Here is a 14929-nt window from a genome sequence, read left to right as displayed (position 1 = left end):
GGGAGGTCGGCAAGTGCGCATGGCGTGTCAAGCGGGTGATCGTGACCGCGTCGTGACTCGCTGTGCGCCCCCGGCGTCAGAGCAGGGACGGCAGCTGGGCCGCCGCCACCTCGCGGGCGGCCCGCTCCAGGGCGCTGGCGAGCAGGGCGAGGTCGGTGGGGCCGTTGCCGAGCTCGCGGACCGGGCGGCGGGTCGGCGGATCGCCCATGCGCTGCCAGTCCAGCGGGACGACGGTGGGGCGCAGGGTGGCCGTCCGGGGGATACGGCCCGTGACGCGCCCGCCCTGGAACGCCGTGGCCCGCCCGTCGGCGCCGGTCAGCCGGCCCCGGCCGGGCGCCGGTTCGTCCGGTCCCGGCGCCGGTGCGTCCAGGGTGACCCGCAGGGCGGCCCGGCGGGCCGGTTCCGTCTCGGCCGTACGGCCGTCCGGGGCGGACGCGGCCACCAGGTGCACGCCGAGCCGCCCGCCCTCGCGGGCCACCGCCTCCAGCGCCCGCATCACGGATCCGGCGGCGGGCCGGCCGGGGGAGCCCAGCGCCGGGGAGACCAGGGCGTCCAGGTCGTCCACGACCACCACCAGGCGGGGCAGCGGCGGGGCCGCCTCCGCCTGCCGGCGGGCCGCGCCGGGGCGCAGCCGCAGGGTGGAGCTGGGCGGGGCGTCGAGGTCGGCGGCGCCGGTGCCCGGTGCGCCGGGGGTGGGTCCGTGGGGGGCCGCGGCTCCCGGCGTGTGCGCGCGGGGGGCCGCCGTGCCCGGTGCGGTGCGCTGGGCGACCAGCCGGCCGGAGAGCTGCTGCCGGGTGTGCCAGGCGGCGAAGTCCTCGCGTCCGAGGAGCTCGGCGCGGCGCTTCAGCTCGGCGCTCAGGGACTGCGCGAACTCCCGCATCCGGACCGGGTCGTTGGCCAGGAGATGCGTGGTGACGTGCGGGACGTCCGTGCACACGTGCAGCCCGTCGCCGTGGCCGCTGCCCACGCCCACGCTGTCGCGGCCGTCCATGAGGACGATGCCCAGGCGGTCGGGGCGCTCGGCCGCCGCCAGCGACGCGACCACCGCGCGCAGCAGCTCGGTGCGGCCGCTGCCCGGCGGGCCCTCCACCAGCAGATGCGGTCCGTCGGCCACCAGGTCCACCACGACCGGGCCGCGCGGACCGGCGCCGAGCACCGCCGAGGCGCGGCCGCCGGGCGTCGAGGTGTCGTCGGCGGCGTCGGCCCAGCGGGCCATCAGCGACGCCGGGGTGGCCCGGGCCAGCCCGAGCTCGTCCAGCAGCCGCGCGGCCTGCGGGAGCGGGGCGGACACCCGCGGGTGCCGCTCGCCGGAGCCGTCGGTGCGCAGCGGCGCCAGGGCCCGCGCGAACCGCTCGGCCCACGCGGCGGACACGGCGTCCACCGTGCCGACGGTGCCGTGGCCCACGGGGGCGCGGCGGGGGCCGGCGGGAGCCACGCGCAGCAGCCGCAGGGCGCCGGCCACGTCACCGCTGAGCAGGGCGACGGCCCCGCACTCGGGGAACGTCGGCGCCACCGCGCACGCCGCGTCGTACGTCTCCGTCACCGGCGACAGCGGGGAGGCCGCCGGGGTCTCCGCCAGGCACAGCACATGGATGCCGGCCCGCGGCCCCTCCGCCGCGAGCCGCGCCACCGCCTCGCGCAGCCCGGCGCCGCCGGGGTCGCCGTCCACCACGACCACGGTGTACGGGCCGGAAAAGCCGGTCCCCCGGTCCGAACCGGCGTCGTCGCGGGCCCAGGAGGGGCGGCGGGGGGTGGGGTGCGCGGAGGCGGTGCCGTTCCTCAGGGGGGCGTCCGCGGCGGGGGTGGGGGCGCCGGTGCCGGTCCCGAGCGGGGCCGGCGCGGCACTCGGGGCTCCGCTGCCCGGCACCGGGTGGGTGCCGGAGGGGCCGGGCACGGGGGCCTGGGGCGCGTCCGTGCCCGCGACGCGGGCCGGGCCCGTGCCCACGCTCGCCCCGGCCGGTATGGCGGCGCGGGACGTGCCGGGCGCCGGACGGGGCGTGCGGCGGCGCTCGGCGAGGTGGTCCTCCAGGCGGCGCAGAAGTTCCTCGGCGCGGGCGGCGGCCTGTTCGCGGTCGTAGGCGAGCAGCAGACGGCAGTCCTGGCCGTGGCCGGGCCGCAGATGCGGCAGCCAGCCGAGCCACGACCACTCGGCGGTGCGTTCCTCGACGGGCCGGGCGCGGTCGGTGCTGATCAGCACGATGTCGAGGGTGTCGGGGGAGTGCAGCGCGGACAGCTGGGCCAGCACCGCGCGGGCCAGTCCGGCCAGGCGCGGGCGCGGTCCGGCCAGGCCCAGCGAGCCCGCCTCCCGCAGATCGGCGGTGACCGGCACGGCGGGCAGCAGGCCGGAGCCGTCCGGTGCGGTGCGGTCGGCGGTGCCGAGCCGGACGGTGAGCGCCTCCGGGTGCCCCGGACCGCGCTCCCACAGCCGGGGACCGGGGCCCAGCGCGGTCAGCAGCAGCGCGGCCGGGTCGGGCCAGGTGTCGGGCGGGACGGGCGCGCTCGCCGAGGGCCGCGCGGGGACGTCGGCGCCCGGGACGTCGTACGCCATGGCCTCGGGCCGTGTCTCGGGCTCGCCCCGCCCCCCGGCGAGGCGCCGCGCCCACGCGGACAGCCCCCCGCGCCGCCGGCCACCGGCCCCGCGCCGGGCGCCGCCGTCGGGGTCCTGCGCCTCTCGGGTGCCGGGCTCGGGGGAGCCGGGGGAGCTCGTGGAGCCGCCGGAACCCGTCGAGCCGGGGGAGCTCGGGGAGCCGTAGGAACCCGTCGAGCCGGGGGAGCTCGCGGAGCCGCCGGAACCCGTCGGGGCGGAGGAGCTCGGGGAGCCGTAGGAGCCCCTGCCCGTCTCGCCCCCGCCCCCCGCTCCCGTACCGCTATCGCCCGGGCGGCCCGCTCCGGTGCGGCCCGCGTGGGTGTCGGAGTCGGACAGCGGGCGGCGTTCGATCAGGGGCGCCCCCGCCTGGCCGGGGACCACCGGTGGCTGGGCGCGCGTGTGCTCCTGGGGCGCGGAGTGCTCCGCGGCGGGGGCGCCGGGGGTGACCCGGATGTGGCCCTCGCCGTCGGGTGCCGTCGCGAGGCGGGGCATGGGGCCGCAGGCCGGGGCGGACAGCCGCAGCGCGGACTCGCCGATCCGCAGCAGCGCGCCCGGCGCGAACCGCACCGGGCGGCCGTCCACGGGGGTGCCGTCGAGCACCGTGCCGTTGGTGGAGCCGAGGTCGGCGACCGAGACGCGGCCGTCGGCGGCCAGCGTGACCGCGCAGTGCAGCCGGGACACGTCCGGGTCGTCGAGGGGCACGTCGGCGTCGGCGGAGCGGCCGATGCGCACCTGGCCGCCGTGCAGCAGATGGACGCCGCCCGCGTCCGGGCCCGCCACCACGTGCAGCTGGGCCGGGGCGTCGTCCACCTCGGGATGCGGTTCGGGTCCGGCCGGGGCGCCCACGGACAGCACGGCGCCGTCCACCAGCGGCGGCTCGCCCAGGGTGCAGCGCTGCGCGTCCAGGCGCTCCTCACCGGCGTAGAGCACGGGGGCACCGCCGCGCTCGGGCCGCTCGGCGGCGTCCCCGGTCACCGCCGTGGCGAGCGCCGAGGCCACCGACGCCAGGGCCGTGCCCGCGGGGGCCGTGACCAGCACGTCCCGGCTCGCGGCCCGGCCGCGCCCGTCCGCGGCGGGGCCCAGCGGGTCTACGACGGTCAGCCGGATCTGCATCGCCGTCAGCGGTCCCTTCTGCGCGCGCGGCGCGGACTCCCCCCACCACCACACGAGCACGTCGGCCAGTACTGCACGCATCCTCGCACCTGCCACCGACAGTCCGCCCGCCGCCCGGGAAGAAGTGATCTTGATTGGTCGGCTCTGCCCGTAAAAGTGCCTGATCCCGGTCATGCCGACGATCAGTAGAGATCGGTCACGCCCGGCTCGGGCAACCAAAAGGAACGGGAGGGACGTCTTTCCTTCGAACCTTTGCTTCGATCCGCCCGGCACTACAGTGGGTCGGAACATCGGGACACTGTTCAGGCAAGCAGCAGGGAGCGCGTGACGTGCGGCCAGTCGGCAGCAAGTACTTCCTCGAGGAGCCGCTCGGCCGCGGCGCCACGGGGACCGTCTGGCGAGCCCGCCAGCGAGAGACGGCCGGGGCCGAGGCCGCCGTGCCCGGCCAGCCCGGCGAGACCGTCGCGATCAAGGTGCTCAAGGAAGAGCTCGCCGGCGACGCGGACATCGTGATGCGCTTCCTGCGCGAGCGCTCCGTCCTGCTCCGGCTCACCCACCCCAACATCGTCCGGGTCCGCGACCTGGTCGTCGAGGGCGAGCTGCTGGCCCTGGTCATGGACCTCGTCGACGGCCCCGACCTGCACCGCTACCTGCGCGAGAACGGCCCCCTCACCCCTGTCGCCGCGTCCCTGCTCACCGCGCAGATCGCCGACGCCCTCGCCGCCAGCCACGCCGACGGCGTGGTCCACCGCGACCTGAAGCCGGCCAACGTCCTGCTGAAGCAGACCGGCGGCGAGATGCACCCGATGCTGACCGACTTCGGCATCGCCCGCCTCGCCGACTCCCCGGGCCTGACCCGCACCCACGAGTTCGTCGGCACGCCCGCGTACGTGGCCCCGGAGTCCGCGGAGGGCCGCCCGCAGACCTCGGCCGTCGACATCTACGGCGCCGGCATCCTCCTGTACGAGCTGGTCACCGGCCGTCCGCCGTTCTCCGGCAGCTCCGCCCTGGAGGTCCTGCACCAGCACCTGAGCGCCGAGCCGCGCCGCCCCTCCACCGTCCCCGAGCCGCTGTGGACGGTCATCGAGCGCTGCCTGCGCAAGAACCCCGACGAACGCCCCAGCGCCGAGAACCTCGCGCGCGGTCTGCGGGTCGTCGCCGAGGGCGTCGGGGTGCACGCGAACTCCGCGCAGATCGCCGCCGCCGAGAACGTCGGCGCGCTGCTCGCCCCCGACCCGGCCCCCACCGCCGTACCGGGCGTACCGGGCGCCGCCGACCCCACCCAGGTGCTGCCGCACAGCGGACAGGGCGCGTACGACCCGAACGCCGCCACCAGCGTGATGCCGCACACCGGCGGCCCGGCCGGCGCCGCCGACCCCACGGCCGTCCTGCCGAACACCGGCGGCAACCACGGTGCCGCCGACCCGACCGCGGTCATGCCGCCGGTGCCGCAGAACCAGCCCGGCGGGCCCGAGGAGCCGCACCCCTGGCAGAACCAGCTGCGCGCGGCCCGCGACCGCAACGAGCAGACGCAGGTCCAGTACCTCGACCCCAGCCAGGACCCGCTGCGCCGCCGCCCCCAGCGCCAGGTGGCCCGGCCGCAGCAGCCGCAGCAGCCGCAGCAGCCGCACCCGCGCCAACCGCACCCGCAGCAGGGTCCCCCGCCCGCGTACGGCCATCCGCAGCAGCAGCGCTACCAGACGCCGCAGCCGCAGCAGCCCCAGCCGCCGCAGCGGTACGCCCCGCAGCCTCCCGCGCCCCAGCCCCAGCAGCCTCAGCAGCCCCAGCGGCCGGTGCGCGAGCCCCGGCAGCCGCGCCAGCGCAGCGCCAACCGGACGCGCATCCCCGGACTGGGCTGTCTGAAGGGCTGCCTCGTCATGATCGTCGTCCTGTTCGTCGCGGGCTGGCTGATCTGGGAGCTGAGCCCGCTGCAGGAGTGGATCGGCACCGGGAAGGGCTACTGGGAGCAGCTCAGCGACTGGTTCGGCACGGTGACGGGCTGGATCGGGGAACTGGGCGGCAATTCGCCCCAGTAGGGGCGGCCATGTCGGCTCCCCGGAGGCGGTCATGTCGGCTCCCCGGAGGCGGCCCCTGCTCCACGACTTCGTGGATTTGTCGACACCCAGCGGGTGATTTCCGCCTCGGCGGTGAAGGTCGGCTCTTCGGACGCGTAGTTTTAGCGACAACACGCGTCTGTAGGAGCAGTCTTGGCACGGAAGATCGGCAGCCGGTACACCGCGAACCAGATCCTGGGGCGGGGCAGCGCCGGGACGGTGTGGCTGGGCGAGGGTCCCGAGGGGCCCGTCGCCATCAAGCTGCTGCGCGAGGATCTCGCGTCGGACCAGGAGCTCGTCGGGCGCTTCGTGCAGGAGCGCACGGCCCTGCTCGGCCTGGAGCACCCGCATGTCGTCTCCGTCCGCGACCTCGTCGTCGACGGCAACGACCTCGCGCTGGTCATGGACCTGGTCCGCGGCACCGATCTGCGGACCCGGCTGGACCGCGAGCGGCGGCTCGCCCCCGAGGCGGCCGTCGCCATCGTCGCGGACGTCGCCGAGGGGCTCGCGGCCGCCCACGCGGCCGGGGTCGTGCACCGGGACGTCAAGCCGGAGAACGTGCTCCTCGACATGCAGGGCCCGCTCGGGCCCGGTGGCGCGCACCCGGCCCTGCTGACCGACTTCGGTGTCGCCAAGCTGATCGACTCGCCCAAGCGCAGCCGGGCCACGAAGATCATCGGCACGCCGGACTACCTCGCTCCGGAGATCGTCGAGGGGCTGCCCCCGCGCGCGGCGGTCGACATCTACGCCCTCGCGACCGTCCTCTACGAGCTGCTGGCCGGCTTCACTCCCTTCGGCGGAGGCCACCCCGGTGCGGTGCTGCGCCGCCATGTGACGGAGACGGTCGTCCCGCTCCCGGGCATCCCGGACGAGCTGTGGCAGCTGATCGTGCAGTGCCTGGCCAAGGCGCCCGCCTCCCGGCTGCGCGCCTCCGAGCTGGCCGCCCGGCTGCGCGAGCAGCTGCCGACGCTGGCCGGGATGCCCCCGCTGGACGTCGACGAGCCCGACACCGAGGCGGAGGAGGCGGCGACCGACAGCGCGCCCTCCGACCCGGCCGCCGACCGGCCCCGGGAGCGCCGCGGCGCCGTCTCCCTGGTCCCCGGCGCCCGGCCCGACTCCAACCGCGACACGCATACGTCGATGAGGGTGCCGGCGCCCGACGAGCTGGCCGGGGGTGCGCGCGGCACGGCACGGGCGCCTCGGGCCGCCGGTGCGCCCCGCCCCGGCTCGGCCCGCAACCGCGCCTCCGCGCGCCGGCGCCGGCTGACCCTGGGCGCGGTGGCGCTGACGCTGGTCACGGCCGTGGGGGTGGGGACGTGGGCGGCCACCTCCGGTGACGAGGAGGGGGGCACCCCCGACGACCGCGGCTCCTCGTCGTCCCCGGCGTCCCCCTGACCGCCCGAGGTCATGAACGGCGCTCGCCGGACCGCGCCGCCTGGCGGAGCCGTTACGCTGGGAGCGTGGCAGTCGTCGATGTATCCGAAGAGCTGAAGTCCCTCTCCTCGACCATGGAGTCGATCGAGGCCGTCCTGGACCTCGACAAGCTGAGGGCAGACATCGCCGTGCTCGAGGAGCAGGCGGCCGCGCCGTCCCTGTGGGACAACCCGGACGAGGCGCAGAAGATCACCAGCAAGCTGTCCCACCTCCAGGCGGAGGTGAGGAAGGCCGAGGCCCTGCGCTCGCGGATCGACGATCTCGCCGTGCTGTTCGAGATGGCCGAGGAGGAGGACGACCCGGACACCCGTGCCGAGGCCGAGTCCGAGCTCGTCGCCGTCAAGAAGGCGCTGGACGAGATGGAGGTGCGGACCCTCCTGTCGGGCGAGTACGACTCCCGCGAGGCGCTGGTGAACATCCGCGCCGAGGCGGGTGGCGTCGACGCCGCCGACTTCGCCGAGAAGCTCCAGCGGATGTACCTGCGCTGGGCCGAGCAGCGCGGCTACAAGACCGAGCTGATCGAGACCTCGTACGCGGAAGAGGCCGGCATCAAGTCGACCACCTTCTCCGTGCAGGCGCCCTACGCCTACGGCACCCTCTCCGTCGAGCAGGGCACCCACCGCCTGGTGCGCATCTCGCCCTTCGACAACCAGGGCCGCCGCCAGACCTCCTTCGCGGGCGTCGAGGTGCTCCCCGTCGTCGAGCAGTCCGACCATGTCGAGATCGACGAGTCCGAGCTGCGCATCGACGTCTACCGGTCCTCCGGCCCCGGCGGCCAGGGCGTGAACACCACCGACTCCGCGGTGCGCATCACGCACATCCCGACCGGCATCGTGGTCTCCTGCCAGAACGAGCGGTCGCAGATCCAGAACAAGGCCACCGCCATGAACGTCCTGCAGGCCAAGCTCCTTGAGCGCCGCCGCCAGGAGGAGCAGGCCAAGATGGACGCGCTCAAGGGCGACGGCGGCAACTCCTGGGGCAACCAGATGCGTTCGTACGTCCTGCACCCGTACCAGATGGTCAAGGACCTGCGCACCGAGTACGAGGTCGGCAACCCCGAGGCCGTGTTCAACGGCGAGATCGACGGCTTCCTGGAGGCCGGTATTCGCTGGCGCAAGCAACAGGAGAAGTAGAGGAATTACTTTGTCGACATGATGGTCGGCCCGCCAACCGCCCCCGGAGACGGGGGCGGTTGGCGTTTGTCCGGGTTTCGCAGGACGCTCACAGGGGTGATATCCGGCATTGCGCACCGGAGTCGGGCATCGCGCCCGCAACGGCCTTGACGTTGCTTTGAAAAATGGGAAGGGTGAAGTGTGGCATGCGTATTTCTGGGGCGCATGTGAACCGGGGGCTTCGCTCAGTCTCGACTACCTCCGTTGATCACGGCCCCGAGCGCCGCCTCATCGACGATCAGCTACTGGGGGTAGCAACCTGATGACCAACAAGACGCGGATCCGTGTCGCGCGCATAGCGGCCGGCGCCGTGATCGCCGCCGGTGCCTCGCTGACCGCCGCGGGAGCCGCATCCGCCGCCGAGTCCGACGACTGCGTCCTCGGCATCCTGTGTGCCGACGAGTCGCCCGCCCCGGACCCGGACCCCGACCCGGGCAACACGGGTCTGCCGACCGACCCGACGACCCCGCCCGCCCCGCCCACGGGCCTGCCGGAGCTCCCGCCGGAGCCGACCATCGAGCCGAGCGAGCCGCCGGAGGAGCCGGAGCCGTCCGAGGAGCCGCCCTCCGAGGACCCGGCCCCGACCGACAACCCGGGCAACGGCAACGGCAACGGCCACGGCAATGGCAACTCCGGCAACGGCAACTCGGGCAACGGTGGCTCCGGCGACAACACCGACCCGGACGGCGGCTCCGGCGACTCCGCCCAGGGCGAGGGCTCCTCGTCCCTGACCGACACGGGCTCGGACGACACGGGCTCCGGCACGGGTACGGGTACGGGCACCGGCTCCGACACCACCGCCCAGGGCGGCGGCGAGGAGCTCGCCGAGACGGGTGCCCCGCAGACCGCGTTCCTGCTGATCGGCGCCGCCACGATGATCGCCGGTGGCATCGGCTTCCGCTTCCTGCCGCGACTCGTCGGCGGACGGGGCGGTGCGGTCGCCTGACGGTGACCGACGGTAGTCGAAAGGGCCCGGAGCGTCGGCTCCGGGCCCTTCCGCGTCTCGGTCGCGTACGGTCAGGTCACGGCTTGCGCGTCTCGGACGAGCGCTGTCACGGCCGCCGCGTCAGACGAGCAGTGCCACGGCGGCGACCAGGACGGCCAGCAGCGCGACCAGTGCCATCGGGTTGAGGCCCGCGAAGAAGTTCTCCTGCTGCAGCCGCTCCCTGTTCGCCCGGCACACCGGGCAGCGGCCCTCCGCCACGGGGGCGGCACAGTTCGCGCACACCAGCCGGTCGTACGTCATGTGCTCGCCCTCCTTGTGCCGGGTCCCTCCGGGGGTTCAACGGTCCCGGGTGCGAGAACGTTCCCCTCTCTCTACTGTGCCAGGTTCCCGGGGAAACGGCTCGAGCGGTTCCTGAGTCGGTACAAAAACGCACATCCGGTACGCAACCCTCGCCGGAGCCTGCGCTTGCGCTCCCGGTTCGCGTATGGTCACGCACATCTACCCCCGGCGACCCGTGGTGCATCCGTGATCCGATTCGACAACGTCTCCAAGGTCTACCCCAAGCAGAGCCATCCCGCACTCAGGGACGTGTCCCTGGAAGTGGAGAAGGGCGAGTTCGTCTTTCTCGTGGGGTCATCCGGCTCCGGCAAGTCCACGTTCCTGCGGCTGATCCTGCGCGAGGAGCGGGCCAGCCACGGGCAGGTGCACGTACTGGGCAAGGACCTCGCGCGCCTGTCCAACTGGAAGGTGCCGCACATGCGCCGCCAGCTGGGGACGGTGTTCCAGGACTTCCGGCTGCTGCCGAACAAGACGGTGGCGGAGAACGTCGCCTTCGCGCAGGAGGTCATCGGCAAGTCCCGCGGCGAGATCCGCAAGTCGGTGCCGCAGGTGCTGGAACTCGTGGGCCTGGGCGGCAAGGAGGACCGCATGCCGGGCGAGCTGTCCGGCGGTGAGCAGCAGCGCGTGGCCATCGCCCGGGCGTTCGTGAACCGGCCCAAGCTGCTGATCGCGGACGAGCCCACCGGCAACCTCGACCCGCAGACCTCCGTCGGCATCATGAAGCTGCTCGACCGGATCAACCGGACCGGCACCACCGTGGTGATGGCGACGCACGACCAGAACATCGTGGACCAGATGCGCAAGCGCGTCATCGAGCTGGAGAAGGGCCGCCTCGTGCGCGACCAGGCACGCGGCGTCTACGGCTACCAGCACTGACGACGACCGGCTCCACGGAAAGGCTCAACCACACGCCATGCGCGCCCAGTTCGTACTGTCGGAGATCGGTGTCGGTCTCCGTCGCAATCTCACGATGACCTTCGCCGTCGTCGTCTCCGTCGCCCTGTCCCTGGCCCTGTTCGGCGGTTCGCTGCTGATGAGCGACCAGGTCAACACCATGAAGGGCTACTGGTACGACAAGGTCAACGTCACGATCTACCTCTGCAACAAGAGTGACGCCGAGTACGACCCCAACTGCGAGAAGGGTGCGGTCACCGAGGAGCAGAAGCAGAAGATCAAGGCCGACCTGGAGGACATGTCGGTCGTCGACACGGTGGCGTACGAGTCGCAGGACGAGGCGTACAAGCACTACAAGGAGCAGTTCGGCGAGACCCCGCTGGCCGGTTCGCTGACGCCGGACCAGCTGCAGGAGTCGTTCCGCATCAAGCTGAAGAACCCGGAGAAGTACGAGGTCATCGCGACCGCCTTCAACGGCCGGGACGGCGTGCAGTCGGTGCAGGACCAGCGGGAGACCCTGGACAACCTGTTCAAGCTGCTGGAGGGCATGAACTGGGCCGCCCGCGCGGTGATGGCGCTGATGCTGGTCGTCGCGCTGATGCTGATCGTCAACACCGTGCGCGTCTCGGCGTTCAGCCGACGCCGGGAGACCGGCATCATGCGGCTGGTCGGCGCCTCCGGTTTCTACATCCAGGCGCCGTTCATCATGGAGGCGGCGGTCGCCGGGCTCATCGGCGGCACGCTCGCGTGCGGTTTCCTGCTGATCGCGCGGTACTTCCTCATCGACCACGGCCTCGCCCTGGCCGACCAGTTGAAGCTGATCGACTTCATCGGCTGGGACGCCGTGGTGGCCAAACTGCCGCTCATCCTCGCCACCAGCCTGGTGATGCCCGCGCTTGCCGCTTTCTTCGCGTTGCGCAAGTACCTGAAGGTGTGACGCACGCCCCGAGGGCCGTACGGTCAACCGACCGTACGGCCCGTGCCGTTGTCCTAGACTCACCGCCATGTCAGGTCGTGACCTGTTCTGTCAGCCCCGCCGCATCGGCCGCGGGGCCACCCTGACATTGGTGTTCGCCACCGTGCTGGCGGCGGGAGCCGCGACCGGCGCGCTGCCCGGCTCCTCCCCGCGCGGACAGGCGCCCGGACCGAACCGTACGGCCGCCACGTCCGTGAGCCGGCACGACGTGGCCCGGGCCGCGGCCGAGGCGATGGCGGACGGCAAGTCGCCGGCGGAGGCCGCCGAGCGGGCGGTCAGCCGCAGCGGGGACCGCTGGGCGGCCGTGTACTCCGAGGGCGAGTACGAGGAGTTCGCCGAGGCGCTCGACGGCCGGTACACCGGCGTCGGGCTGTGGGCCCGGCGGGAGCGGGACGGGCGGATCGAGATCGCCCGGGTGCGCTCCGGGTCGCCGGCCGCCGACGCCGGGATCCGGGCGGGCGACCGGCTGCGCAGCGTCGACGGCCGGCGGGTCGACGGGCGCCCGGTCACCGAGGTCGTGTCCTTGCTGCGCGGCGACGCCACCGACGCGGCCGCCGGTACGACCGTCCGCCTCGGACTGGAGCGCGGCACGCGCGCGTGGACGCTCACCCTGCGCCGGGCGAGCCTGTCCACCGAGCCGGTGACCGTGCGGGGGCTGCCCGGCGGGGCGACCGTGATCAAGGTGGCCGCCTTCACCAGGGGCTCCGGCGAGCGGGTGCGCGGCGCGGTGCGGCGGGTGCCCTCCGGCGCCGGGATCATCCTCGATCTGCGCGGCAACTCGGGCGGACTGGTGACCGAGGCCGTCACCGCCGCCTCCGCCTTCCTCGACGGCGGCCTGGTCGCCACCTACGACGTGGACGGCGAGCAGCGCGCCCTGCACGCGAAGCCGGGCGGCGACACCCGCACACCCCTGGTCACACTGGTCGACGGCGGCACCATGAGCGCGGCCGAACTGGTCACCGGGGCGCTGCAGGACCGGGGCCGGGCGGTCGTGGTGGGCGAGCGCACCTTCGGCAAGGGCTCGGTGCAGATGCCGAGCCGGCTGCCGGACGGCTCCGTCGCCGAGCTGACGGTCGGCCACTACCGCACTCCGGCGGGCCGCGGTGTCGACGGCCGCGGCATCACCCCGGACCTGGAGGCCGACCGGGGCGCCCTCAGACAGGCCGAGACGGTGCTCAGCGGGCTGGGGAAGCAGTAAAACGGCTTCCCGCCGGACCCCTGTGTAGTGCGAAAATGGACGGCACTATGAGCAAGGGAATGTACGTACCCAAGGAGTCCCAGCCGAAGAAGGGCGGGACGGCCGCCAAGGCCAAGGACGGCGAGAAGGGCGGCAAGCGCAAGATCGTCGCCCAGAACAAGAAGGCCCGGCACGACTACGCGATCATCGACACCTACGAGGCCGGGCTCGTGCTGACCGGCACCGAGGTCAAGTCGCTGCGCCAGGGCCGCGCCTCGCTGGTGGACGGCTTCGTCCAGGTGGACCGGGGCGAGGCGTGGCTGTTCAACGCCCACATCCCCGAGTACAGCCAGGGCAGCTGGACCAACCACTCCGCGCGCCGCAAGCGCAAGCTGCTGCTGCACCGCGAGGAGATCGACAAGCTGGAGGTCAAGGCCGGGGAGACGGGTCACACGATCGTGCCGCTCGCCGTGTACTTCAAGGACGGCCGCGCCAAGGCCGAGATCGCTCTCGCCCGAGGCAAGAAGGAGTACGACAAGCGCCAGACGCTGCGCGAGCAGCAGGACCGCCGGGAGGCGGACCGGGCGATCGCGGCGGCCAAGCGCCGGCAGCGGGGCGGGTGACCGGCTCCGGCCGCCGACGGGAATACGCTGGCATCGGTGCGCGTTGTTCCCGTACGATGGCACCCGTGCCCCACGGCGGCACACGGTTTGAAAAATCAACATGGGGATGATCGGTTTCGACAGCGGATGTCGAAGCAGGGGAAGCGTGTCGAGGAAGCGGCCATGATCTCGTAAACCACAGGCCGAAACAAATAATCGCCAACACCAAGCGCGATTCCTTCGCCCTCGCTGCCTAAGTAGCGACCTGCGAAGTGTCAGCCCGGGGCTGTTCCCGACCCGGATCCTGGCATCAGCTAGGGAACTAAACCTTGATCCCGGTCACGGGGTGAAGAGGGAAATCAAACAGTGACTGAGCCCGTTCCGGACTTGTCTGGGTGATCCGGAGGGCTGAGAAACTCGTACCAGACTGCACACGGAGAAGCCCTGGTTCCGCACCGTTGGACGCGGGTTCGATTCCCGCCATCTCCACTTACCCCATGTGGGCAAGGCCCCGTCGCTCCCGAGCGACGGGGCCTTTGTCGTACGGTCACGGCGGCTTCTGTGACACCCCTGTGACCGGAGGTGTGGCTTCCGTCACGGCATGCGGTTTCTGTGCCTGGTGGGGTGGACCGATGCCTACCAGCCTCCGTGCCGTTCCCGCCGTCCTCACCGGCGTCCTGCTGCTCGCCGCGTGCGGTTCCGGGCAGTCCCCGTCGGGCGATGCCCCGCCGCGGGGCCGCGGCGCCGAGGGCGGTGTCCACGCCGAGGCGCTCTGCCCCTCGCAGTTCCCGCAGTACGGCAGCGCTCCCTCCGACGGGCGGCCGACACCCGCGGGCACGCCCTCCGGCACACCGTCGGCCCTGCCCCTGCCCGCCGACGACTCGCCCGAGGACGGGGTGAAGGTCACCGGTGTGTACAGCTGGGCCGCCGACAACGGCTGCGATCCCGGGGTGACGGCCGACATCGAGGTGACCAACCGCAGCGGCGAGGAGGCCACCTACACCGTCGTCCTCGGCTACGCCGCCGGCGCGGGAGGCATGGGCGACAACGTCGAGCACGTCGTCGAGTCGGTCGGCGCGGGACGCACCGTCAGGAGCACCGTCTCTCTCGGCGAGGCCGCCCAGGTGTCCGATGTGAAGATCCTCAAGGTGCGCAGCGTCCCCACCGGCGAGGCACCCTCCGCGTCCGGCCCCTGCCCCGCCTCCGGGCTCCATGTGTACGCGGACCAGGGCGACGCCGCCATGGGGCTGCGCGTGGTCGGTCTGCACCTCGTCAACTGCTCGAAACGGCCGTACGAACTCGACGGCTACCCGGAGCTCGAACTCCTCGACAACGGCCGTCGGCCCGTCGACGGGATACGGATCCTGCACGGCACCGAGCAGATCAGCACCGGCATCGGCGGCGAAGGCCCCCCGGCACCCGTCGTCCTCCAGCCGGGCGAGGCCGCGCTGACCACGCTCGCCTGGCGCAACACCACCGAGTTCGGCGAACCGGTCGACGTGCCCTACGTCCGCGTCCGCCCCCGCCCCGGCGACCGCCCCGTCATGGTGACACCGGAACTGGACCTCGGGACCACCGGCAGGCTCGGCGTCGGCCCGTGGCGCAAGGACGACACCTACCGCAGCGCCGGGTGAG

At 73.5% G+C, this 14929-nt stretch carries 11 protein-coding genes and 1 other RNA gene; 10 read left to right on the top strand and 2 right to left on the bottom strand.

All coding sequences use genetic code 11. The annotated features are described in order from the left end of the window. Window positions 1-76 precede the first annotated feature (76 nt). Window positions 77-3700, bottom strand: coding sequence for an FHA domain-containing protein (locus ACSU6M_RS13470; RefSeq protein WP_437075122.1), 3624 nt, complete (start codon window positions 3698-3700; stop codon window positions 77-79). A gap of 329 nt (window positions 3701-4029) precedes the next feature. Between ACSU6M_RS13470 and ACSU6M_RS13465 the strand changes: the two genes are divergently transcribed. From ACSU6M_RS13465 to ACSU6M_RS13450, 4 genes are all read left to right on the top strand, one after another. Beyond that, on the top strand, window positions 4030-5736 hold the full coding sequence (locus tag ACSU6M_RS13465) for a serine/threonine-protein kinase (protein ID WP_437069871.1): 1707 nt from the start codon (window positions 4030-4032) through the stop codon (window positions 5734-5736). A gap of 171 nt (window positions 5737-5907) precedes the next feature. Beyond that, window positions 5908-7149 (top strand): serine/threonine-protein kinase, encoded by a 1242-nt coding sequence (locus ACSU6M_RS13460; RefSeq protein WP_437069870.1) that lies wholly within the window; start codon window positions 5908-5910, stop codon window positions 7147-7149. Between the two features lie 65 nt (window positions 7150-7214). Further along, a complete protein-coding gene (prfB, locus tag ACSU6M_RS13455) occupies window positions 7215-8321 on the top strand; it encodes a peptide chain release factor 2 (protein ID WP_437069869.1) in 1107 nt (368 codons plus the stop codon). Window positions 8322-8622: 301 nt separating this feature from the next. Beyond that, window positions 8623-9306, top strand: coding sequence for a hypothetical protein (locus ACSU6M_RS13450; RefSeq protein ID WP_437069867.1), 684 nt, complete (start codon window positions 8623-8625; stop codon window positions 9304-9306). Window positions 9307-9426: 120 nt separating this feature from the next. Here ACSU6M_RS13450 and ACSU6M_RS13445 read toward each other — a convergent pair whose 3' ends face one another. Then, complete coding sequence (locus tag ACSU6M_RS13445) at window positions 9427-9606, bottom strand: hypothetical protein (RefSeq protein ID WP_437069866.1); 180 nt, start codon at window positions 9604-9606, stop codon at window positions 9427-9429. 225 nt (window positions 9607-9831) lie between these two features. On the opposite strand from ACSU6M_RS13445, the gene ftsE reads away from it, so the two are divergent. From ftsE to ACSU6M_RS13415, 6 genes are all read left to right on the top strand, one after another. Continuing rightward, complete coding sequence (ftsE, locus tag ACSU6M_RS13440; RefSeq protein WP_437069864.1) at window positions 9832-10521, top strand: cell division ATP-binding protein FtsE; 690 nt, start codon at window positions 9832-9834, stop codon at window positions 10519-10521. A 37-nt stretch (window positions 10522-10558) separates the two neighbouring features. Further along, the gene (gene ftsX, locus ACSU6M_RS13435; protein ID WP_437069862.1) at window positions 10559-11476 is read left to right on the top strand and encodes a permease-like cell division protein FtsX; all 918 of its coding nucleotides are present in this window, start codon (window positions 10559-10561) and stop codon (window positions 11474-11476) included. 67 nt (window positions 11477-11543) lie between these two features. Next, entirely contained in the window at window positions 11544-12713 is a 1170-nt protein-coding gene (locus tag ACSU6M_RS13430) for a S41 family peptidase (protein ID WP_437069860.1), read from the top strand. 59 nt (window positions 12714-12772) lie between these two features. Next, complete coding sequence (gene smpB, locus ACSU6M_RS13425) at window positions 12773-13315, top strand: SsrA-binding protein SmpB (RefSeq protein WP_437075120.1); 543 nt, start codon at window positions 12773-12775, stop codon at window positions 13313-13315. Between the two features lie 102 nt (window positions 13316-13417). Continuing rightward, window positions 13418-13786: a transfer-messenger RNA gene (gene ssrA / locus ACSU6M_RS13420) on the top strand. A 140-nt stretch (window positions 13787-13926) separates the two neighbouring features. Next, window positions 13927-14928, top strand: a complete 1002-nt coding sequence (locus ACSU6M_RS13415; protein ID WP_437069858.1) for a DUF4232 domain-containing protein — start codon at window positions 13927-13929, stop codon at window positions 14926-14928. Window position 14929 lies beyond the last annotated feature (1 nt).

Origin of the sequence: Streptomyces sp. enrichment culture, from assembly GCF_964272895.1 — a bacterium.
GTDB lineage: Bacteria > Actinomycetota > Actinomycetes > Streptomycetales > Streptomycetaceae > Streptomyces.
Note: the sequence above shows the minus strand (reverse complement) of the source record. Positions and strands in the feature narration are given on the sequence as shown.